Source organism: uncultured Aquimarina sp. (assembly GCF_947500065.1).
Lineage (GTDB): Bacteria > Bacteroidota > Bacteroidia > Flavobacteriales > Flavobacteriaceae > Aquimarina.
This window is the reverse complement of the sequence record NZ_CANMQT010000002.1, coordinates 661,343-684,872: the sequence shown is the minus strand read 5'-3', so window position 1 is coordinate 684,872 and position 23,530 is coordinate 661,343. Positions and strand designations below refer to the sequence as shown.

Below are 23,530 nucleotides of genomic sequence, written 5' to 3'. Positions count from 1 at the left end.
TTTAAACAAAAATTTATGACCGAATACATATATAAAAAAAGTTGGTGGCGTAAAAACCGAAATTGGATATTAGGAATTTGTATGATGGTATCTGGATTCGTGATAACCGTATTGATTATTTTAGGAAAACCAATTGGAGATTTTACTAAAACAATGGTAGATTCATCTGTTTATGACAATGCATTTGATTTGGTAGAGGATGATGAGCGTGTACTTGCATTATTAGGAGAGGTGCAGCCTATTGGTTTTTTCGAACTTCTGGAAGGAGAGGTTAGGTATACGGTGAATGATAAAGCAATTATAACAGTAGGTATCAAAGGATCAAAGCAAAAAGGGAAAATGGATATTATAGCAAATAAAAAGGATGCAACCTGGAAATATGAGACTATCAGAATCCGAACAAAAAAACCAAAGAAAACTATTGAGGTTTTGGATGATAAATAAAGATAAAGCTGCACTATGTTTTTACAATTTTGGAATATCTTTGCAATTGATTTTAACCATATCAAAGATGAATCTTATTAAAACTATCATAGTTTTTGTTTTTTTTACTAGTATTACTTTTTCACAAACTAAAACAACAAATGATACCATTTTAGCGTATCAATATTTAACAAAAGCAGATTCTTTACAAGTAGATCGAGACTTAGATAGTTCCACTGTTTATTTCAATAAAGCTTTAGCCATATATAAGAAATCGAAAACATGGGAAAGAGTAATGTCTTGTTATAATGAAATTGCCGAAAATCAATGGCGTAATCACGAGCTGGAAAAGTCATTTCAAAACTCACAAAAAGCACTGGAAATAAGTAATACGTATCTTAAAAAAGATAGTAAAATGGTTGCGAATGCGTATGATAATATTGCTATTTATTATGAGAAAACGCCCAACTACGAAAAGTCTTTTGTGTATTACAAGAAAGCATTGGATGTTCGAAAAAAGCTGTTACCAGAAAACCATTCGGACATTGCGATATCCTATAGTAATCTGGGCTTGATTCATAGAAAACTAGGTAAATTTCAAAAAGCGCTTGAATATCACAAAAAATCCTTGGAAATTAACCTTAAAACGTTGGATCCTAATCACTCCAATACTGGAGGGTCTTATAATAATATTGGGATGGTTTATGATGATATGGGCAAGCTTGACAAGGCGCTAGAATACTATCAAAAGTTTTTGGAAGTTACCATCAATCGCTCAGGAAAAGATCATCTATATGTTGGATATAGCTACATTAATATAGGCATAACTTATGCCAACCTTAATCAATATGACAAGGCAATTAGCTACTATCTAAAAGCAGAACCAATTTTTACGAATAAAAACAAATTGTACGAATTGACATTCTTTTATGAAAGTATGGGTGTCGCTTATTTTGAAAAAGGAGCCTATGAGAAATCGTTACAGTACAGTAAAAAAGGATTGGATATTGCAGTAAAAATTTATGGAGAACAGCATGTCAATGTAGCAAGTTTGTATAGCAATATTGGTACTATTTATAGTAAAAAGAATGAATTAGAAAATGGAGTAGAATACCATAATACGGCTATAGAGATCTATAAAACAGCATTTGGGGAGAATCATTATTTAGTTGCCGAGGGATATCAAAACATTGGTAATTATCATAAGAAAATTAAGGACTATGATACTGCATTAGAATATTATAAGAAAGCCATAGACATATACAGTGCAAGTCTTGAAAAAGATAATCCTAAAATTGTAAGTGTATATAAGAATATTGCGGATCTATATTATTCGAATAAAAAGAATGATGATGCATTAGTATACCACCAGAAAGGGTTAGAGATTTTACAGAGTTCTTATGGAGAGAATCATTTATTGACAGCTGATTCTTATAATCTTATTGCGGAGGTTTATCAAAATCAAAAGGAATATAATAAGGCGATTGTTAATTATGACAAAGCATTAGATGCAAGTTCTAAAAAGAACTATCAAAACAGTACTCAAGACTCTTATGACCCTAATAATTATTATAATTGGCAATTGTTGTTAAAAAGCTTAAAGGGAAAAGCTAAAACTTTACAATTACGATATCAACAGAATAATAAGGAACTAGACCTTAAGAGAAGTATTCTCCTATACCAAGATATAGATATTCTTGTTGACAGAGTGCGACAATCATTTCAGAAATATGAAGACAAGGTTTTTTTTGCCAAGGAAGCCAAAGAAGTTTATAGAGATGCTATCGAGACGCAAATATTGTTTTATCAAAAAACGAAGGATGATCTAGCTATAGAAAAAGCACTTTACTATACTGAAAAAAGTAAGTCCAACATACTTAAAGAACTTCTTAGTGATGCCAATGCGAAGGGTTTTATGGGCTTACCGGAAAAAACATTAGAATTAGAAAAATCTCTAAAGTCTCTCCGTGCTTTTTATCGATCAAAGATTGCCGAAGAACAATCTAAAACTGCAATAGATTCTGTAAAAATTGAAGACTATAAAAACGAATTGTTTAAAATTGATAGAAGGCAAGATTCTTTATCCGAGGTTGTAGAAAGTAAGTATCCTAAGTACCATCAATTAAAATATGATAATGATGTCGTTTCACTAGATAAGATTCAACAAAAACTGGATGATAAAACAACATTATTAGAGTTTTTTACTGCGGATAGCTTCACTTATGCGTTTGCGATTTCGAAGAATACGATTGCAGTAAAAGAACTTGTAACCCCAAAACTTACAGAGCAAGTAGAAAAATTAAGAGCAACAATTATTGATAAGAATATTAGAGCATACAAAGAATTGGCTTTCCAACTTCATCAACAATTAATAATGTCTTTAAAAGATCAGATTGCAGGTGATGAGTTGATTATCGTTCCGGATGGGCCGCTGTGGCATCTTAATTTTGATTTGTTATTGAGTCAGAAAGATGGTTCTAATAATCCAAAGGAGTTATCTTACCTACTAAAAGAGTATGTGATTTCTTATGCTAATTCTGCTACACTATTATTTTCAGAAGATAAAAACCTTATAGAAACGTCAGAAAACCAAGAAGAATGTTTGGCATTCTCTTTTTCTGATAGCACGAATGTATTGGATAGCAAAACAATGAGTTTAGCAACCCTAAGAGATACAGGAGACGATTTACCAGGAACTCGTAAAGAGATCAAAGCCATTGCCGATATCATCGATGGAAATTATTTTTATGGATCAGAAGCTGTAGAGGCAAATTTTAAGCAACATGCAAGTCAGTATAATATTTTGCATCTCGCTTTACATGGAGAAGTAGATAATGAACGGCCGGAGAATTCTAAACTCTTTTTCACAAAAAATAAGGATACTATAGAAGATAATTTATTATACAGCCATGAACTGTTTGCATTAGATATTCCTGCAAAACTTACCGTCCTTAGTGCGTGTAATACGGGAACGGGTAAAATAGCCAAAGGAGAAGGAATTATGAGTTTAGGAACTGCTTTTCAGTATGCAGGAACGAAGAGTTTGTTGTTAAGTAGTTGGGAAGTATCTGATCAAACCACTCCAGAGTTGATGAAATACTTTTATACCAATCTAAAAGAAGGAATGAGTAAAGCGAAAGCACTCCAGCAAGCAAAATTACAATATTTGAGTAACGCAAACCTAAACAGAACTCAACCGTTTTATTGGGGAGGATTTTATTTAGTTGGAGATAGGACTCCGATCCAGTTCCATAACAATGATTATATATATTGGTTAATTGGATTTGGTGTTTTGGCGCTGATCTTACTAAGTTTGTTTTGGTATAGGAGAAGAAATTCCCCTCTTGAGAGGGGTTAAGGGGTTTATTGTTTGTAGTATCTTTGTTTCTATAAACATACCCGCATGAACTCACTAAAAACCATCGCCCTTTTTTTATTTTTTACTGGTATTACTTTTTCTCAGTCAAAAACAACAAATGATACTCTTCTAGCTTATCAATATTTTAAGAAGGCAGATTCTCTATTAACTGATCGTAAACTGGATAGTGCTATTGTATATTTTAAAAAAGCATTGCCCATATATGAAAAAGTAAAGGCTTGGGAACGAGTTGCCGGATGTTTTAATGGGGTTTCTGAAAGTTATTTTGAGTATTCGGAATATAAAAAATCGTTGAGTTTTGCAAAATCAGCAAAGGTAATTTCTAATAAATACCTTGATCAAAATAACCTTGAAAAAGCGAAAGCTTATGACAATATGGGCCAATATTATTTAAAGAATGTAAAGCTTAGTAAAGCACAAAGTTTCTTTGAGGAAGCCTTAGAAATACAGATTTCTAATGAGAATGATTTTGGAATTTCTAAGTCTTATAATAATTTAGGTCAAGTGTATACAAGAAAGAATGAATTTGGTAGAGCTACAGAACAATTTAAGAGTGCAATAAAGGTAGATAGTACTAAAAATAATCCTCATCTTGCTTTTTCATACAATAATTTGGCAAGGATTTATTACATACAGGCAGATTATTATGTTTCTATCGATTTTATGAAAAAAGCAATATCATTAGAAGAAAAAAGACTAGGAAAAGAACATCCACAAATTGCAAGGTATTATAATAATATAGGAACCATTTATGAAAGATTAGGAGAAGATGATGAAGCTTTATCCTATTATAAGAGTGCTTTGGTAATTCAGTTAAAAGTTTCGGGAGAAAATCACAGTAACATAGCTTCTTTCTATAACAATATTTCAAATGTATTATATAAAAAAAGTGACCTGGATGGGTCAATAGAATTTTCAGAAAAAGCAATAAAAATCGCCAAAAATGTACACGGGGAATATAATCCTCAACTTATGATTTATTATACCAACTTGTCCTATAAATATAAAGATAAGGGAAGCTTTCAGAAGGCCTTTTTTTACGCAAAAAAGACTCTTGAAATTTCTTTAAAAATTGAGAAAAATAGTGACATACTTGCAAAAACTTATCATAGTATAGCGGGCATTTATATGGTTTTCAATCAGTATGAAAAAGCATTGTTTTACTCAAATAAAGCAAAGAATATTTGGGAAGAATCGCTTGGTGAAAATCACCCTAATATTGCTAATTCCTATAAAAACTTAGGTCAAATTAGCTTCTTAAATGGAGATATTAAGCAAGCTCTGAACTATTACAAAAAATCTGAAAAGATTAGGGTTAATATCTTTGGAGGTGACCACATAGACATAGACCTCGGAGGGGATTATTTGAATATTGGAGAATTATTTTTTACAAATAAACAATACGACTCAGCTTTATATTATCAAAGCAAAGCATTAAAAATTTATAGAAAGAAAGTATCAGAAATAGACTATCGAATTTTAATGGCTTATAATCATCTTGGAAATTCTTATCGAGGAAAAAAAGAATATCAACAGGCGATTTCATATTATAATAAGGTTTTAGATATTAAAGATCATAAATCTCGTTTCGAAATAATTGAGAACACTGATTTCAAAACCTTTAAAACCTTTTTATATGCTTGTGAAGGTAAAGCAGGGATTTATAAAGATCTTTATTTTAAAAAAAAGGATACTATTTATCTTAAAAAAAGTATTAAGCAGTACAAAGAAGCAGACACATTGGTCGGTATCATAAGAAATTATTTGTTCGATTATAAAGAGAAATTACTTATTTCCGAAACGGCGAAAAATGTATCTGAAGGAGCAATACGAGCAGGTTTACTTTTATATTCTGATAATAGTGATAAAAGCTTATTACGAGAAGCATACTACAATTCGGAAAAAAGTAAATATAATAGCTTAAAAGACCTTTTACTTGATTCTGATGCCAAAATCTTTTCAGGCTTATCCTCAAGTTTGATTGAACTGGAAAAAAACCTAAAGATTAATAAAGCTTATTATCAATCTAAGGTTAACGAAGAGCTATTCAATGAAGAAACAGATTCTGCAAAATTGTTTAGCTACGAAAACAAACTCTTCGATATCTTCAGAAAACAAGATTCATTGACTGAGGTCTTGGAGAAAAACTATCCTAAATATCATCAATTAAAGTATCAGAATGAGGTGATTTCGGTTACGGATGTTCAGAAAAGACTAAATGATAAAACTACCTTGTTAGAGTTTTTTACTGCCGATAGTACTACGTATGCTTTTACAATTTCAAAAAATAAGATTGCCGTACAAGAATTATCAACTCCAAAACTTACAGAGCGAATAGAACAATTTAGGGCTTCAATGACTAAAAACTATGAGGAGTATAAAGATAGTTCACATGTACTATATAAAAAATTGATTGTTCCTCTAAAAGATCAGTTCGTAGGTAATCAATTAATCATAGTTCCTGATGGTCCTCTCTGGCATCTTAATTTTGATTTATTGCTAACACAAGAAAATGCTTCTAATAACCCCAAAGACTGGCCATATCTTCTTAAAGAATATGCTATTTCGTATGCTAATTCGGCTACATTGTTGTTTGATAATGAAATAAAGGAAGAGTCTGTTTCTAATGAGTTACGAGAATGCTTAGCCTTTTCTTTTTCTAGTGGAGATACTATTTCAAGTACTCGAAACGTAAGCCTAAAAGCTTTCCGCAGTTCGAGCATGGATTTACCAGGAACTCGTGAAGAGATTAAAGCGATAGCAAATATTGTAGATGGACAGTATTTTTATGGATCTGAAGCAACAGAACAAAACTTTAAAAAACATGCAGGATCATATAATATTTTGCACTTAGCATTACATGGAGATGTGGATAATGAACGCCCGGAAAATTCTAAACTCTATTTTACAAAAAGTAAGGATACATTAGAAGATAGCTATCTGTATAGTCACGAATTGTTTGCATTAGATATCCCTGCAGAACTTACTGTGTTGAGTGCGTGCAATACTGGAACTGGTAAAATCGCCAAAGGTGAGGGGATTATGAGTTTGGGTAATGCATTTCAGTATGCAGGAACCAAAAGTTTATTGCTTACTAACTGGGAAATATCTGATGAAACGACTCCTAAAATCATGGAATATTTTTATACCTATCTTAAAGAAGGGAAAAACAAGGCGGAAGCATTACAACAAGCAAAATTACAATTTCTTACAACCACAAACGAAGAAACGAATCACCCATATTATTGGGGAGGATTCTATTTGTTAGGAGATACTACTGCAATTCAATTTCAAGATAATAATTATGCATATTGGTTAATTGGATTTGGTATTTTAGCACTGATCTTACTAAGTTTGTTTTGGTATAGAAAAAAACATTCCCTCTAGATAATAGTATTGAGCTAGATCGAAATAAGGTTTATAATGAGAAAAGTATAGAATAGAATAAGAAAAGCAATTTCCCCTCTTGAGACTTGTGCTGAGCATAGTCGAAGTAGGGGTTAGTGGTGTGTTTTTTTAGAATTAGTAAATGAGCTTTTTCCCAACACACCCAAGAATTTCTAGCTTTTGCCTTCGGCGCAAGCTGAAATGCTATCCCTCTCAAGAGGGAAATTTAAAATAAAAAGTAATTAAAGGTTTAAACAATAAACAAGTGAAAATAATATCATACAACGTAAACGGAATAAGAGCGGCATTAAAAAAAGGATTTATAGACTGGTTGATACAAGCCGATCCAGATGTGATCTGTTTACAAGAGATCAAAGCTAATAAAGAACAACTAGAATTAGATGTTTTTGCAGAAGCAGGATACTCCTATAACTATTGGTATAGTGCTCAGAAAAAAGGATATAGTGGCGTAGCTATTTTATCTAAAACGGAGCCAGATCATATAGAATACGGTACTGGAATCGATTATATGGATCACGAAGGCCGTAACCTTAGAGTCGATTTTAATGGGGTTTCTATTATGAGTCTATATCTGCCAAGTGGCTCTAATATAGAACGTGTAGAGCATAAATTAAAGTTTATGGATGATTTTCAGACCTATATAAATGATCTAAAGAAATCTCATCCTAATTTAGTAATTCTAGGAGATTATAATATCTGTCATGAAGCAATTGATATTCATGATCCAGTACGTAATAAAAATGTATCAGGATTTTTGCCAGTAGAACGAGAATGGATTGGAAGTTTTATTGATAGTGGGTTTATAGATTCTTTTAGGCATTTTAATTCAGAACCACATAATTATTCTTGGTGGAGTTACAGAGCTAATTCTAGAGCAAATAATAAAGGTTGGCGTTTGGATTATGGAATGGTGGCTCAGCCACTACAAGATAAATTGGAAAGAGCCGTTATCTTATCAGAGGCAAAACATAGTGACCACTGTCCAATAATGGTGGAATTGAATATGTAAAACTATAACTCCCTCTCCTGTGGGAGAGGGTTGGGGTGAGGGAATTTGTAACCTGTTAAAATTAAAAATATATAAAAAATATGATAAAAAGAATTGCAATAATATTATTTTTAGGAGTGTTTGCTACCTCCTGTGTTTCTTCTAAAGTACATAAAGAATTAGAAGGTAAATATGCACGGTTAAAACGTGATAATCGTAAGCTGGAGGACAAGTTTAGAGCTTTACAAAGGACCAGCGAAGCTGATAAGTTAGCTATGGATCAGCTTAACGATGAATACGAAAAAACTAGAACAGAAAGGGATGCGTTACAATCCAAGTATGATGCACTTTCTGCTAATTATGAAAACCTAAAAAATTCTTACGATGCATTAGGTAGAAATAGTGCGGATGCGCTTAATGCAAATAACAAGAGAAATAGGGAATTACTATCTCAGTTAGAAGAAAAAGAAAGAACACTGGCTGCAGAGCGAAATAGACTGGAGAAATTACAAAGGGATTTAGCTAGTCGTTCTAAACGAGTAGATGAACTAGAAGGATTGATTGCAGCAAAAGATGCTAAAATGCAAGCATTAAAGACTGCTATTTCTAAAGCCTTACGAAACTTTGAAGGAAAAGGATTAACGGTTGAAGAGCGAAATGGTAAGGTATATATCTCTATGGAGAATAAATTATTGTTTGACTCTGGTAGTTGGGCAGTAGGAACGCAAGGCCGTCAGGCTGTAAAACAATTAGCATCTGTATTAGCAGAAAATCCTGATATCGCAGTATTGATTGAAGGGCATACAGATAATGTGCCGTATACCGGAAATGGTCAGTTAAAAGGAAACTGGGATTTATCTACCAAAAGAGCTACAGCGATTGTGAATTTATTATTAGAAAATCAGCAAATAGATGCGCAGAACCTTACAGCTGCGGGAAGAGGAGAACACTCTCCGATTGCTTCTAATGATACATCAACGGGCAAAGCTAAAAATCGTAGAATAGAAGTAATTCTAACACCTAAATTAGACGAAATCTCCAAGCTATTGAACGATATATAATGTAACTATAGAGCATAAAAAAAGCGGTCAATCGACCGCTTTTTTTATGTTGTAAGATATATTTATTAGAATAAACTCTTAAGAATATCTTCTACATCTGCATCTTGATTCACTCTTAACTCTTCTTTCAGTTTTAAAAGTTTTGATTGAAAAGTTTCAATAACTCTTTCGGCATTCATTTTGTCTAAAACGACAACTTTTCCAGCAGAAGTTAGTAAGTTATATTGATAATGCTTCAATTCTTTAGCTTTTTTAGGATCTAGTTTTCTTTCAACAGATACCGTACCTTTTCCTGTAACAATTGAGATGACACTTCCTTGTGCGGTTACTTTATCCGTTTGTACATTCAGATCTGTTGCAAGACTATATACCTGATCAAAAATTTCAGTCATTTTAGTCCAATCTTCTTGAGCCTGACTAGTTAATCCTGCGCCTACCATAAGTAAAAGTAGAAATAATTTTTTCATAATATTTGGGTGTTAATATAATTTAGTATCAAAACTACGTATTTGATTTCACGTATTCCAAAACGGAATAAATATAAATTTAGTATTAAAGTTATCTTAAAAAATCGCTTTAAAATAACCAATTTAATTTGAAGATTCCAAAAAGTATGCCACGAATTTAGTAAACAAAAATAAAATCCTTAATTATGCATGTAGTAAAAAGCGTGAAAATAAAGAGGACAGATAACAAAAGGACATTACCAGACGTTTATAATACCCAATTAATTTAAAACTATAAAGCAAATGAAGAGGTTATCCATTTTTGTAATATTACTATTATCTGTAATTAAAGGAGTGAGCCAAGAAAGCGAAGAAGAGTACCAAAACGAAGAAGAAACACAAAGTGAAGAAGAGGTACAGGAGGATGAGGAAGGTCAAAGCAACTACTTCGATTTTTATAAATATTTTGATTTCACGAATGATCAGTATTCCAATGTCTTGGATAAAGTGAGTGATATGAATTCAGATGAAGAAGAGATACTATATAAATTTGTGGTAGAGGTTCAACAGGATAAAGTGTTAAAAGATAGATTGTTCAGGGAGTTGATTACAAAGCCCAAAAAAAAGAGTCCTTATAAGGGTAAAGACAGTCCGGGTTTTAATTGTATCATACAAGGTCTTATGGAAAATAAAACAGTGTATGATGCTATAATTAAAGACGGTCGCTCTGAGGAACAAGCAAGAAATGCGGCAGCGCTCTCTGAAAGAACTGTTCGCAGAAAATGCGGTGTCACCAAAAAAGTGAATGAGTAATAGTATACCTATTAACCATATTCCAAATAAAAATGCCTGTCAGAAACCGGGGAAAAGAAGCTAGTGATGATCGTTTGTTCGGTGATCCAAAAATGCAAGAAAAGCTAAGAGAGGCGGCAAAAGATATGTGTTACTTACTTAGCAGAGGATTTGCAGAAAAATCATCATTACAATTAGTAGGCAATCGATACAGACTTAATGCTAGGCAGCAAAGAGCATTACAAGGCATGAGTGCTAGTGAAGAACAGACTGTATTACGAAGAGAGAGAAGCACAGCTATAAGTAATCTGAAGGATAGAACCGTTGCAATTGATGGGTTTAATCTACTCATTATTATAGAAAACGCCATGTCTGGAGCATATGTTTTTAAAGGATTAGATGGATGTTACAGAGATGTTTCAGGAGTACACGGTTCGTATAAAAGAGTGAAAAAAACCGAAGAAGCCCTCTTATTGATTGGGAATACTTTAAAAGAATTAAATGTAACTACTATAGTTTGGTATTTTGATACTCCAGTATCTAATAGTGGTAGATTGAAAACAAAGCTTAAAGAGTTGGCAGAGAAATATCAATTTCCGTGGACTATATATTTAGATAATAACCCGGATACAGTATTAGCAGATTCGGATGATATCGTTATAAGCTCTGATGCCTGGGTATTAGACAGAGCAAATCAAAATTTTAATTTAGGAGCTTATTTAATAGAAAAGTTAATCCCAGAAGCTTCTATTGTTACTGCTATATAGCGATGTTTTTTATATAGAAATTGTACTTCTGTGAATTCTGCTGAACTATCGAAAGTAGATTTTTAGAAATACAAATCATTCTCTCTAACTCGTATTAAAGTAGGATTATTAAAAAAACATCTATCTTTGCAGCGTACTCACGTACACGTTCTTTGTAAAACCATACTCCATAGTTCTTGAATTAAATATTAATTTTTAAAACTATGATGATGAATTGGAAAATTCAAAAACTATTGAATGGTGAGACAATTGTCTCCAAAGAACCCGGTAATTCTATGTTACCAATCTTACAATCAAAACAACCTGTGGTATTGAAACCCGTAAATTGGGAAGATTGCAAAGCAGGAGATATTGTCTTTTGTAAAGTAAGAGGAAACTGTTTTACACATTTAGTCAAGGGCAAAAATGTAAAACGAGGATTACTAATCGGTAACAACCGAGGTCGCATCAATGGGTGGACCAAAAATGTATATGGTAAAGTAATAGAAATATTACCAATGTCATAATGTTAGCGCGATAAGCGCTTTTTTTGTTTATAAAAATGATAGATCAATCAAAAAAATGTGACCACATAATCTGTTTGATTTTTAGTTCATATAATACTGCTCTCTTTCGAAGAGGGATTAAGGGAGATGTTTTACGTAAAGTACCCATCCTAACTCTCGTTCAAGAGAAGAAATCTTCTCATATTACTCGTAGACAAGTAATAGTTTCCCTATTTTTTCTGAATTATTAAGGCTATAAAACATCATCTCTACATCGCAATGTATATTACTGCATAAGAAAATTGACTATTTCCCTCATTCAAAACCTTGCTTCCCTCATTCGTAGTTTTATAAATGGTATAACTGCTATACTTTTATATCAATCTAAGAAATAATAAGTGTTGGTTGAGTGAGGAATTAATTTTTAGGTTGGTTAGTTGTAAAACGGATGTGGTAATGGGGTAACTGCATCCGTTTTTTTTATCCAGAAAGTGAGTATTCCTTATGTATTTCTCGAATAAGTTTTTGATAAGAGTTGCGATTAATTACGATTCTGTTTTTTTGTATTTCCATTAAAGGATTATAACGCTGTAATACTTTTTTAACAATCTCTTCAGTAAAATCAGTCTTAGAAGCTATTCTATGTATAGCAAATTGCTTTTTCTCTGGGGTTAGGTCTTTGTAATATGTAGTTAGCATAGATTCGTATCAATATTTTGGTATGAAGTTAAATACGAACTAAAGATATAAAAATATACATAAAATTGACTAAATTGTATATAATAATATATAAATTCATTTTTGTAAACAAGATTGTCTTAACTATTTACTTTTACAGAATAGTTTTATAAAAAAAAAGAGCTCCTTATTTTCAGAAGCTCTTTTTCAGGTTAAAAAGGTAAGGGTTTGGGAAAAACAAACCCTTTAATTAAGGTTATAATAGCACCTCTTTTTTTTTGGTTGGTATAAATTCTACGTATACCTATATTATTGAAAAAATTGTTCCGAAAATTTCAAAACAAACACAGGTGTCTGATAATCAGATGTTTAATAGTTTTTATTGGCGCTTGGCAGTTAATTTATATGTAGATTTTTCGATCACTAATGTGGATAAAGTTCTCACTTTGGGAGTTTTATTATGATAATTTTTTGAATAACTAAAAGGAGAGTTTTTACTTTTGACCTTCGTGTATCTAGAAAATTAACAGATTAAAGAATGAAGTATACCACATTACCAAATACTGATATAAAAGTTAGTAAAATATGCTTGGGCTCTATGACTTGGGGAGAGCAAAACACAGAATCCGAAGGTCATGAGCAAATAGAATATGCAATTAGTGAAGGTGTTAATTTTATAGATACAGCAGAGCTTTATTCAGTGCCAGCTAGAAAAGAAACTCAAGGAAGTACAGAACGAATAATAGGAAGTTGGTTACAAAAATCTGGAAAAAGAGATGAAGTAGTAATTGCTTCTAAAATTGTGGGACCAGCTGAGTTTTCTGCGCACATAAGAAAAGGAGGTTTTGACAAAAAAGAGATTGAAGATGCTATCCACAAAAGTTTACGAAGATTACAAACTGATTATATAGATTTATATCAATTGCATTGGCCTGAAAGACAAACTAACTATTTTGGTAAACTTGGATATACTCATGATGAAAATGATGATTGGAAGGATAATTTTTCGGAAGTATTGGAACATCTAGATGGTTTTGTAAAAGAAGGAAAGATAAGACAGATCGGAGTTTCTAATGAAACGGCATATGGGTTGATGAGATACACAGAAGAAGCTAGAAACGGAGCGCCCAAGATGATTACAGTACAAAACCCATATAATTTATTAAACCGAAAAGATGAAGTTGGTCTTGCAGAGGTTTTACATCGCGAAAATATGGGTCATTTACCGTATTCTCCATTAGGATTTGGCATGCTTACGGGTAAATACCTGGAGGAAATTCCGAAAAATTCAAGAGTAGATCTATTTCCTAATTACAATCGGTATATGAATGAGAATAGCTATAAAGCTACCAGATTATATAATGAAATAGCTAAAAAGCACAATATTAGCTTAACTCAGTTGTCATTAGCATTTATAAATCAACAACCTTTTGTAACCAGTAATATTATTGGTGCTACTTCTATAGAGCAACTTACAGAAAATATAGGCAGTATTAATGTACTATTATCTGATGAGATTATAAACGAAATAAATGATGTTCATGCACAGATACCTAATCCTGCACCGTAAACATTAACCAAATAAGTAGGCTATCACATCTTCTATTTTGGCTACAAGCTGAATATTAATCTGAGTGTTTTTCTGTGGGATTTTGTTGTATTTAGAAACAAAAATAGTCGAGAAACCTAGCTTTTCTGCTTCTTGAATTCTTTGTTCTACCTTGTTGATAGGTCTAATCTCTCCTGCAAGCCCAACTTCAGCTGCAAAACAGTAATCTTTTGGGATTGGGATATCCTCATTTGAAGATAAGATAGCCGAGACTACGGCAAGATCAATTGCTGGATCATCCACAGAAATACCACCTGTTATATTTAAGAATACGTCTTTTGCTCCTAATCTAAAACCAGCGCGTTTTTCTAAGACCGCTAGGATCATATTGAGTCGTTTTAAGTTATATCCAGTAGCGCTTCGCTGAGGTGTTCCATAAACTGCTGTACTAACCAATGCTTGTATCTCTATCATCAATGGTCGCATACCTTCTACAGTTGCCGAAATAGCTGTTCCGCTCAACTCTTCTTCTTTTTTAGAGATAAGAATTTCACTCGGATTACTTACTTCTCTTAGCCCATTACCAAGCATTTCATAAATTCCTAATTCTGATGTGGAACCAAAACGATTTTTTAATGCCCTCAAAATTCTATAAACATGGTTACGATCTCCTTCGAACTGAAGTACTGTATCTACCATATGCTCCAGAATTTTAGGCCCTGCTATATTTCCATCTTTTGTGATATGACCAATAAGAATAACTGGTGTTGCAGTCTCTTTAGCAAATTTAATTAGTTCTGTGGTACACTCTCTAATTTGCGAAATACTTCCAGGACTACTTTCTATATAATCGCTATGTAACGTTTGTATAGAGTCAATAATAACAATATCCGGTTCAGTTGTTTCTATTTGCCTAAAAATATTTTGGGTTTTGGTTTCTGTGAGAATTAGACAATTATCTGTTTTGGATTGTATGCGCTCTGCGCGCATTTTAATTTGTTTTTGACTTTCTTCGCCAGAAACGTATAATGTTTTATAAGGTAGTTTTAAGCTAATCTGTAATAATAGTGTACTTTTTCCTATACCAGGTTCTCCTCCTAATAGGGTAAGTGATCCTGGAACTAATCCTCCACCAAGAACTCTATTTAGTTCTGCGTCATCTGTATTGTATCGAGCTTCGTGGCTTGTATCAATTTCAGAGATTTTTAGTGGTTTCGAGAGTCTGCGTTCTTTTGATGAGGTTTTAGGGTCTTTCCAGTCGCTTTTTGAAGCTTTCTGAACAACTTCTTCGGCTATGGTGTTCCATTCTTTACAAGAAGTACATTGTCCTTGCCATTTAGCATATTGAGCGCCACAATTCTGGCAGAAAAAAACGGTTTTAGTTTTGGCCATAGCTTATAAATTGATCGTAAAAATACTATTATTTAAGTTGATTTTCTTATGGATGTGAAAACAAAAAGATCCCAATTTTGGGATCTTTTATTTTATATTTCAAAAAGGAGAAACGTTTATTAGTAACCAAAATCCTCTTTGATTTTATTAACTTTTTCCAACATATAATCTTTGGTCAGAAATGCAATCTCACTTAATAAGAATCCATTTTCATATGCTCTCATAGCCTTTTTAGGTTCTCCAAGTTGTTCGTAACCTAAACCAAGATAATAATGTCCTAACATAGTTTCTGGATGTTCCTTGATCGCTAATTTTCCAAGAGGTTCTAACTCTTCCCATAATTCCTTTTTTTCTATTGCAGTAGAAATAGCTATAAAATCATTGACTCTGATCTGGCGTTTAAATCCATATAATTTCTCAGTAGTATCGTAGATATCTACTAAGTAGTCGTATAAAGATGTCTCTAAAGTAAGAATATCTTCTTTGTAAGTTTTTTTACTTATAGGTCGATACATTTCGAAAATAGTCTCTAGCGCCTTCGGAATTGCGCGACCAACAAGAGTGTAATGAGAAGATTCATCAAAATTGTCAAAGAAATAATTAACCTCAGGGTTTTCTATAGTAGATAGTTTTTCGTTTACAGTGATCAAGTTTTTCTTGATATTTTCAGCATCATTCGTAGCGGTTGCTAAATAATACCACACATCCGTTTTTGCTCCGCTAAGTACATTAAAAATACGCTCCTCCATAGGAGGTGTTAATTCTGGACTTAGATTAATATAAGCCTGGAAAATTGGATTTTCTTTAAACAGGAAATAATTAATGAAATTAGAAGTGTAATCGTGACCAACAATCATTTTTAGTTGAGCAGTTCTATAAGTTTCATTAATGTATGGCAATAATTCTTGGCCAATAAATTCAAAAAACTCAGCACCTTTACCTTCAGGTAAATAACTAGCTAAATCATATCTGCAATCTTCTTCTCTTGTTTTTCTTTGCAAAACACCAACCACAATTGATTCAGGCATATCTTCCCAATAGGAGAAATAATCTACATTACCCGCTACAGGCTCAAATAAGTGATCCCCATCTAATACGATAATTACTGGGTATGTTTGATCCTCATTTTTTTCGTAATTACGAGGAAGTTGGATTTTTAAATCTCTGTTTTGATCTAATTTAATAGATCTAAATGTTTCGTATTTTACCTGACCATAAGAGATAGTGGTAAGTAAGGATATAAGAATTAAAAATATACTTTTCTTCATAAGTAGTAAGATTAAGGTTAAGCAAGCGACAATATATAAATTATTTTAAACCTTTAAAATTTTATGACTAGTTGATAAAAAATAATCAATCTATTGTTTCTAAGGGGTTTATTTTTTTTTGATTATGTTTTTTCCCTCTATTTAAAATTGGGAGGAATAAAAATGATAACGCCCCGACGATAATATTTATTGCAGTTTGCGAACCCCATAGAATCCAACCAAAAGCTTCGCCATTACTTTTTTCAAAACCGAAAAACACAAAAACTGCTCCAACAACAATTGGGAATGGTAAAATTCCAATACCTCCATTAGTTGTGGACATAGAAAAAGATCCCACAACAAATGCTACTAAGATTACTCCAATAGAAGCATTATCCAAATTAGGAACGGCAAATTTCACAACATAAAACATAAGTACATACAAGAACCAAATCAAGATAGTGTGAAAAAGAAAAGCCCATTTTTGCTTCATGGAGAAAATGCTTTTCATTCCATCTAATAAACCCATCCCAAAATCTCTAATTTTCACAATCCATTTATTAGAAGATTTTTTAAGAACCTGAAGGCCTAAAAAACCAATAAAAATTAGTGATAGAACTATCCCTAGTGTAAGTAAAGGATTAATGTTTTTTTCTTCAAGAAAGTTAAGTAAATACTCCGTCTGTATAATTCCAGCCATAGTGGTTATCAGAATAAGCATAATTAGATCTATTATTCTCTCAGAAACTATAGTTCCAAAAGCCTTTTCAAAAGGAATCTTTTCGTAAGTAGATGCCGTAAAACCTCTTAATACTTCTCCGGATCTAGGAACTCCCAGATTGGCTAAGTAACCTACCATTACTGCCATAAAGCTGTTGTATAATTTAGGATTGTAGCCCAGAGGATTTAGCAAAAATTTCCAGCGATATGCTCTCGAGAGATGAGAAATAATACCTAAACTTAACGATATTAGTACCCAAATTGGATCAGCATTTTTAATGTTTTGTAATAATTGGGTTCTGTATTCTGGAGTTGCAGAACTAAGGAAATACCATATTAAAAAAACTCCCAACATAAATGGGAGTATTATTTTCAGGAATTTTATAAGTTTAGGGTTCACTCTTTTACTTTAGTAAATTATTTTCTTCATTAGGAAATAAAAGTGATGGTTTAAATTTTTTAGCTTCTTCAATATCCATCATTGCATAGGTGATAAGAATGAGTATATCTCCTTTAGCTACTTTTCGGGCAGCTGCTCCATTTAGCGTGATTTCTCCACTGTTTCTAGGTCCTGGAATGGCATAGGTTTCCAGACGTTCACCATTATTATTATTAACGATCTGCACTTTCTCACCTTCTACGATATTAGCAGCATCCATTAAATCTTCGTCAATAGTTATGCTTCCTATATAATTTAGGTCGGCACCGGTTACTTTAACGCGATGAATTTTTGATTTTACAACGTGTACAAACATGTTACAAATTTAGTTATTTTTAATTTAGGGCAATGTTATCAATAAGTCTAACTTCTCCAGCAAAAACTGCAATAAAAGCTCGATACTTGGAGTTCTTTCGTTTTCTTTTTATCGATTTTAGATCAGAAACTTTAGCAATTTCAAAATATTCCAGCGATAGCGTGTCGTTGTTTTTAAATTGTTCTGAAACCCAATCTGTTAAGTCTAGAACACTTTTTGTGCCAAAATCTTCTTTGACTTGTTTTAAAATTTTATAAATCAAAGGAGACTCTTCAAGTTGTTCTTTGTTTAATCTTTTGTTCCGAGAACTTAATGCTAAACCGCTCTCTTCTCTATAAATAGGGCAGCCAATAATTGTTACTGACATTTTTTCAATCTCAACTAATTTTTTGACAATTTGAAGTTGTTGAAAATCTTTTTCACCAAAATAAGCGTTGTTTGGAGAAACAATAGTAAATAAAAGTTTCAGAACTGTTCCTACTCCATCAAAATGGCCTGGACGAAATTTGCCTTCCATTTCATGTTCCAATCCATTAAAGTTATACTTAAAAGAATTTGTTTCTGATCCATATATTTCTTTTGGTTGTGGAGCAAAAACGATAATATCGTTAGATAATTTGGATAAAAGTTCTATATCTGACTCTAGTGTGCGTGGATAATTAACTAAATCTTCTGAGTTATTAAATTGAGTAGGATTAACAAATATACTCACGATGACAACTTGATTTTCATCGATTGCTTTTTGCACTAATGCCAGATGACCATTGTGTAAAGCTCCCATTGTTGGGACAAAACCAATGCTTTTATTTTGTTTATGTAAGTCTGCAACATCCTGTTCAATGTCCAGTCTTTTCTCGTATACCCGCATTTATCTAAAAGTTAAAGGCGTGCAAAAATAAGATATTACTGGCAGACTACATAAATTTTCGTAATTTTGCAAAAATTTATTCCGAAGGAGACGAGAAAAGTAGATCATATGAAAGATAAGAGGATATTGTACGTATCATCAGAAGTAATACCTTACCTACCAGAGACAGAGATTTCATCAATGTCTTTTGAAGCACCTAGAATGGTAAACAGTAAAGGCGGGCAAATTAGAATTTTTATGCCGAGATATGGAAATATTAATGAAAGGAGACATCAACTGCATGAAGTAATTCGTTTGTCAGGTATGAATCTTGTTATTAATGATTTGGATATGCCATTGATTATTAAGGTAGCTTCCATCCCGAAAGAAAGGATGCAAGTTTATTTTATTGATAATGAAGATTATTTCAAGAGAAAGGCGACTCTGACTGATGAAGAAGGAAATTTATTTCCAGATAATGATGAACGAGCAATATTTTTTGCAAAAGGAGTTATTGAGACTGTTAAGAAATTGAACTGGTCTCCAGATGTAATTCATGTTCATGGATGGTTGGCATCTATGTTGCCGCTATATCTTAGAAATTATTATGCTAATGAACCGTTGTTTAACCATAGTAAGATTGTAACTTCGGTATACGATCACGGGTATAAGGGAACATTAGATAAGAATATGTTAGAGAAGGTTAAGTTTGATGGGATAGATGAAGAAAAAATCACTGATTTAGCTAAACCAACCTATAATAATGTGATGAAAGTAGCAATCGATAATTCTGATGCTATAATAGTTGGGTCAGAAGAAATCCCTGCAGAACTTTCTAAGCATTTAAAAACCATAGATCAACCTGTACTAGAATATAAAAAACCAGATGAATTTGCGGATGCCTATGAAGCCTTCTATCAGACAGAAGTATTGGTATAGCAAAAGGAACTATTATGAATTTGAAAAATGTTTTGATCAAAATAACAGCTATAGTAGCTGTTGTTTTTACTGTTGTATCGTGTGATGATGATTTTAATTCAGTTGGAAGCGAGGTAATCGGAGATGTAAATTTTGAGGATAATCAATATGCTGCTATTCCTTTAGGGTATAGTAAAAGATTTGAAAAAGTACAAACCAGTAATTTGCCAAATTATTTAATCGGAGTTTACAATGACCCAGTTTATGGTCAATCAACGTATAATGTTTTATCTCAGGTATTGCCTAGTAGATTGGATCCCGTTTTTGGTGATAATCCAGTTTTGGATAGTGTCGTACTAAGTTTGCCGTATTTTAGTGAACTTACGGAAACGAATACAGATGATGAAGGAGAAGTTACAAATACTTATGAATTAGACTCTGTGTATGGATCACAGAACATACGATTGTCTGTTTATCAGTCAGATTATTTCTTGAGGAATTTTGGTGTGGGTGATGAAGCAGAAGAAAGGCAAATATATTATTCTAATGATATCGAAAGTTTTGGACCTATTATAGAAAATAAGTTATTATTCTCAGTCGATAATTATGCACCTTCAGCGAATGAACTACGATTAGTTAGTGAGGATGATGATTCAGACGGTAATGATGATCCCCAAGTTACAAGATTAGCTCCTGGTTTGAGATTAGCTTTAATCTCTGATGATGCTGCAGCTGAAGCAACAGCATTGAATCCAGATCCAGATAATGACCCTAGTACCGATAATACAAGAACAGGTAATCAGGAACTTATAGATTATTTTACAGGATTATTCTTAGATAAAGAAGGAAGTATAGAATTAAGTAATGCGAATAACTTTAATAATTACTTTAGAGGTATTTATTTTAAAACCGAAGCTATAACCCAAGACGGAAGTCTTATCTTTTTTGATATAACCAGTGCAAATATTACATTGCATTATTCCTTTGATACAGAAGTAGCGGATACAGATGATATAGATGATGATGGGGATACAACAGAGTTAATTACTGTTAGGGATGAAGGAAATTTGCCACTTACTTTTTTAAATAATATTGTAAACGGGATTGATTTTGATTTTAGTACTACTATCTCTGGTGAATTAGATGATCAAGATATGGTCAATGGAGAAGAAAACCTTTATCTCAAAGGAGGAGAAGGATCTTATGCTGTATTAGATTTTTTTAATGGTAATGTTACTAACGAAAATGGCGAATCGGAAAATGAATTAGACTTTCTAAAAAGACAAGATTGGTTGATTAATGAGGCCAGCATGAAAATTTATATAAATCAGGATGAAGTGGTTTCTGGAGATGCAGAACCAGAAAGAGTGTATGTTTTTAATCTTGAAACTGGAGTGGTTCTTATTGATTATTTGGTTGACTCAAGCTCTAATACCACAAACCCAGTGCAATCTGTTACTAATCACTTAGGAAGGATTAGTAGAGATAGTGATGAAAAAGGAGAGTTTTATAAAATTAGATTGACGCAGCATATCATCAATATTTTAAATGATGATACAGACAATGTAAAACTAGGATTATCAGTATCCCAAAATGTTAATATTTCAGCAAATGCTGAAGGATTTATCCCCGCTAATACAGATGAAGAAATCATCCCCTTTTCATCTATAATATCTCATGAAGGAACAATTCTTTATGGAAATGGAACCAATGTTCCAGAAGAAAAACGCTTAAAGCTTGATATTTTTTATACAGAATCAAAAAGTAATTAACCGACAAACAAAATAAAGCCATGTGTGGAATAGTAGGATATATAGGTCATAGGGAGGCCTATCCAATCGTATTAAAGGGATTGAAAAGATTAGAATACAGAGGATATGATTCTGCTGGTATAGCTCTTTATGACGGTCAGGATATTAAGTTATCGAAAACTAAGGGTAAAGTAGCAGATTTAGAAGAAAGATTAGTAAAAGAAATTTCTACAGATGGTAGCGTTGGGATTGGACACACAAGATGGGCCACTCATGGAGTGCCGAATGATGTAAACTCCCATCCTCATTATTCTAATTCTGGTGACCTAGTGATTATTCATAATGGGATCATAGAAAATTATGAATCACTTAGAAAAGAACTAATTAATAGAGGATATACTTTTACGTCTGAAACAGATACCGAAGTACTGGTTAATCTGATTGAAGATGTAAAGACTAAAGAGAATGTAAAATTAGGAAAGGCTGTACAGATAGCCTTAAATCAAACGATCGGAGCATACGCTATTGCAGTTTTTGATAGGCAAAAACCTGATGAAATTGTTGTGGCTAGATTAGGAAGCCCTCTGGCTATAGGAGTAGGAGAAAATGAATTTTTCATCGCTTCTGATGCTTCTCCATTTATAGAGTATACTAATAATGCAATATATCTTGAAGATGGCGAAATGGCTATTGTTCGCCGTAAAAAAGGTATAAAAGTAAGAAATATAAAAGACGATAGTCTTGTAGATCCTTATGTTCAGGAATTACAAATTAATTTAGAGCAGATTGAAAAAGGTGGATATGACCACTTTATGCTTAAGGAAATTTATGAGCAACCAAGCGCTATTAGTGATACTTATAGAGGTAGAATGAGAGTAGCCGAAGGGATCATAAAAATGGCAGGTATTGATGATAACTTGGCAAAATTACTGAATGCTAAACGTATTCTAATTATTGCTTGTGGAACCTCTTGGCATGCCGGTCTTGTAGCTGAATATATTTTTGAAGAGTTGGTACGAATTCCTGTTGAGGTAGAGTACGCTTCAGAGTTTAGATATAGAAATCCGGTAATTCATCAGGATGATGTGGTGATAGCTATATCACAAAGTGGAGAAACAGCCGATACAATGGCAGCTATTAAATTAGCAAAAGAAAGAGGAGCATTTGTTTTTGGGGTATGTAATGTTGTTGGATCCTCTATTTCTAGAGAAACACATGCAGGAGCTTATACACATGCAGGACCAGAGATTGGTGTAGCTTCTACGAAAGCTTTTACAACACAGATTACAGTACTTTCATTAATTGCTTTAAAGCTAGCAGAAAGAAAAGGTACAATTTCTAATAGTGATTTCCATTACTATCTTCAGGAATTAGAACGTATTCCAGAAAAAGTAAAACTTGCTTTAGAATCTAATGAGCATATAAAACAAATTGCTGACACATATAAGGACGCAAAGAATTTCTTGTATTTAGGAAGAGGGTATAACTTTCCTGTAGCCTTAGAAGGTGCCTTGAAGTTAAAAGAAATTTCATATATCCACGCTGAGGGATATCCTGCAGCGGAGATGAAACATGGTCCTATCGCTTTGATAGATGAGCATATGCCTGTTGTGGTAATTGCCACCAAAAAAGGACATTATGAAAAAGTAGTTAGTAATATCCAAGAAATTAAATCCAGAAAAGGAAAGATTATTGGGATCGTTACTGAAGGAGATGAAACAGTAAAAGCACTTGCTGACCATGTTATCGAGATACCAGAAACTATAGAATTCCTTACGCCACTTTTAACAACAATACCACTTCAATTGTTATCTTACCATATTGCTGTTATGTTGGATAAAAATGTGGATCAACCAAGAAATTTGGCAAAATCAGTAACGGTGGAATAGCAATTAAAATACATAAAATTACTTATTTAAACACA

The 23,530-nt window shown here is 32.7% G+C and carries 19 protein-coding genes; 12 read left to right on the top strand and 7 right to left on the bottom strand.

Annotated features, from left to right (window positions below; translation table 11 throughout):
• Window positions 1–15: 15 nt before the first annotated feature.
• The 5 genes from Q0975_RS08460 to Q0975_RS08440 all read left to right on the top strand — a co-directional run bounded on the left by Q0975_RS08460 (window position 16) and on the right by Q0975_RS08440 (window position 9,259).
• Window positions 16–444 carry a cytochrome c oxidase assembly factor Coa1 family protein gene (locus Q0975_RS08460; RefSeq protein ID WP_299435265.1) on the top strand — a complete coding sequence of 143 codons (429 nt, stop codon included), beginning with the start codon at window positions 16–18 and terminating at the stop codon, window positions 442–444.
• A 67-nt stretch (window positions 445–511) separates the two neighbouring features.
• On the top strand, window positions 512–3,781 hold the full coding sequence (locus tag Q0975_RS08455; RefSeq protein WP_299435263.1) for a CHAT domain-containing protein: 3,270 nt from the start codon (window positions 512–514) through the stop codon (window positions 3,779–3,781).
• 45 nt (window positions 3,782–3,826) lie between these two features.
• A complete protein-coding gene (locus tag Q0975_RS08450; RefSeq protein ID WP_299435261.1) occupies window positions 3,827–7,189 on the top strand; it encodes a CHAT domain-containing protein in 3,363 nt (1,120 codons plus the stop codon).
• Window positions 7,190–7,454: 265 nt separating this feature from the next.
• Window positions 7,455–8,219 carry an exodeoxyribonuclease III gene (locus Q0975_RS08445; protein ID WP_299435259.1) on the top strand — a complete coding sequence of 255 codons (765 nt, stop codon included), beginning with the start codon at window positions 7,455–7,457 and terminating at the stop codon, window positions 8,217–8,219.
• A gap of 80 nt (window positions 8,220–8,299) precedes the next feature.
• Complete coding sequence (locus Q0975_RS08440) at window positions 8,300–9,259, top strand: OmpA family protein (RefSeq protein ID WP_299435257.1); 960 nt, start codon at window positions 8,300–8,302, stop codon at window positions 9,257–9,259.
• 65 nt (window positions 9,260–9,324) lie between these two features.
• Here Q0975_RS08440 and Q0975_RS08435 read toward each other — a convergent pair whose 3' ends face one another.
• Window positions 9,325–9,726 carry a hypothetical protein gene (locus Q0975_RS08435; protein ID WP_299221500.1) on the bottom strand — a complete coding sequence of 134 codons (402 nt, stop codon included), beginning with the start codon at window positions 9,724–9,726 and terminating at the stop codon, window positions 9,325–9,327.
• A 282-nt stretch (window positions 9,727–10,008) separates the two neighbouring features.
• On the opposite strand from Q0975_RS08435, the gene Q0975_RS08430 reads away from it, so the two are divergent.
• From Q0975_RS08430 to Q0975_RS08420, 3 genes are all read left to right on the top strand, one after another.
• Window positions 10,009–10,518 (top strand): hypothetical protein, encoded by a 510-nt coding sequence (locus tag Q0975_RS08430; protein WP_299435255.1) that lies wholly within the window; start codon window positions 10,009–10,011, stop codon window positions 10,516–10,518.
• Between the two features lie 32 nt (window positions 10,519–10,550).
• On the top strand, window positions 10,551–11,264 hold the full coding sequence (locus tag Q0975_RS08425) for a DUF434 domain-containing protein (protein ID WP_299435253.1): 714 nt from the start codon (window positions 10,551–10,553) through the stop codon (window positions 11,262–11,264).
• Window positions 11,265–11,473: 209 nt separating this feature from the next.
• On the top strand, window positions 11,474–11,770 hold the full coding sequence (locus tag Q0975_RS08420; protein ID WP_299435250.1) for a hypothetical protein: 297 nt from the start codon (window positions 11,474–11,476) through the stop codon (window positions 11,768–11,770).
• A 459-nt stretch (window positions 11,771–12,229) separates the two neighbouring features.
• Here the strand turns inward: Q0975_RS08420 and Q0975_RS08415 are convergent, their stop codons facing one another.
• Window positions 12,230–12,448, bottom strand: a complete 219-nt coding sequence (locus Q0975_RS08415; protein WP_299435249.1) for a hypothetical protein — start codon at window positions 12,446–12,448, stop codon at window positions 12,230–12,232.
• Between the two features lie 517 nt (window positions 12,449–12,965).
• Between Q0975_RS08415 and Q0975_RS08410 the strand changes: the two genes are divergently transcribed.
• Complete coding sequence (locus Q0975_RS08410; protein WP_299435247.1) at window positions 12,966–13,997, top strand: aldo/keto reductase; 1,032 nt, start codon at window positions 12,966–12,968, stop codon at window positions 13,995–13,997.
• Window positions 13,998–14,000: 3 nt separating this feature from the next.
• Here the strand turns inward: Q0975_RS08410 and radA are convergent, their stop codons facing one another.
• The 5 genes from radA to panC form a co-directional block, all read right to left on the bottom strand.
• Window positions 14,001–15,368 (bottom strand): DNA repair protein RadA, encoded by a 1,368-nt coding sequence (radA, locus tag Q0975_RS08405; RefSeq protein WP_299435246.1) that lies wholly within the window; start codon window positions 15,366–15,368, stop codon window positions 14,001–14,003.
• Window positions 15,369–15,487: 119 nt separating this feature from the next.
• Window positions 15,488–16,636 carry an alpha/beta hydrolase-fold protein gene (locus tag Q0975_RS08400; protein ID WP_299435245.1) on the bottom strand — a complete coding sequence of 383 codons (1,149 nt, stop codon included), beginning with the start codon at window positions 16,634–16,636 and terminating at the stop codon, window positions 15,488–15,490.
• Window positions 16,637–16,721: 85 nt separating this feature from the next.
• The gene (locus tag Q0975_RS08395; protein WP_299435244.1) at window positions 16,722–17,735 is read right to left on the bottom strand and encodes a lysylphosphatidylglycerol synthase transmembrane domain-containing protein; all 1,014 of its coding nucleotides are present in this window, start codon (window positions 17,733–17,735) and stop codon (window positions 16,722–16,724) included.
• A gap of 4 nt (window positions 17,736–17,739) precedes the next feature.
• A complete protein-coding gene (panD, locus tag Q0975_RS08390; protein ID WP_118388009.1) occupies window positions 17,740–18,090 on the bottom strand; it encodes an aspartate 1-decarboxylase in 351 nt (116 codons plus the stop codon).
• 19 nt (window positions 18,091–18,109) lie between these two features.
• On the bottom strand, window positions 18,110–18,958 hold the full coding sequence (gene panC / locus Q0975_RS08385) for a pantoate--beta-alanine ligase (RefSeq protein WP_299435241.1): 849 nt from the start codon (window positions 18,956–18,958) through the stop codon (window positions 18,110–18,112).
• A 108-nt stretch (window positions 18,959–19,066) separates the two neighbouring features.
• Between panC and Q0975_RS08380 the strand changes: the two genes are divergently transcribed.
• Genes Q0975_RS08380 through glmS form a run of 3 tightly spaced genes read left to right on the top strand, consistent with a single transcriptional unit; the run spans window position 19,067 to window position 23,495 of the window.
• Window positions 19,067–19,876: a glycogen/starch synthase gene (locus tag Q0975_RS08380; protein ID WP_299435240.1), complete on the top strand. Its 810-nt coding sequence runs from the start codon at window positions 19,067–19,069 to the stop codon at window positions 19,874–19,876.
• A gap of 14 nt (window positions 19,877–19,890) precedes the next feature.
• On the top strand, window positions 19,891–21,627 hold the full coding sequence (locus Q0975_RS08375) for a DUF4270 domain-containing protein (protein WP_299435239.1): 1,737 nt from the start codon (window positions 19,891–19,893) through the stop codon (window positions 21,625–21,627).
• A 20-nt stretch (window positions 21,628–21,647) separates the two neighbouring features.
• Window positions 21,648–23,495, top strand: a complete 1,848-nt coding sequence (gene glmS / locus Q0975_RS08370; RefSeq protein ID WP_299435238.1) for a glutamine--fructose-6-phosphate transaminase (isomerizing) — start codon at window positions 21,648–21,650, stop codon at window positions 23,493–23,495.
• The last annotated feature ends 35 nt before the right edge of the window (window positions 23,496–23,530 follow it).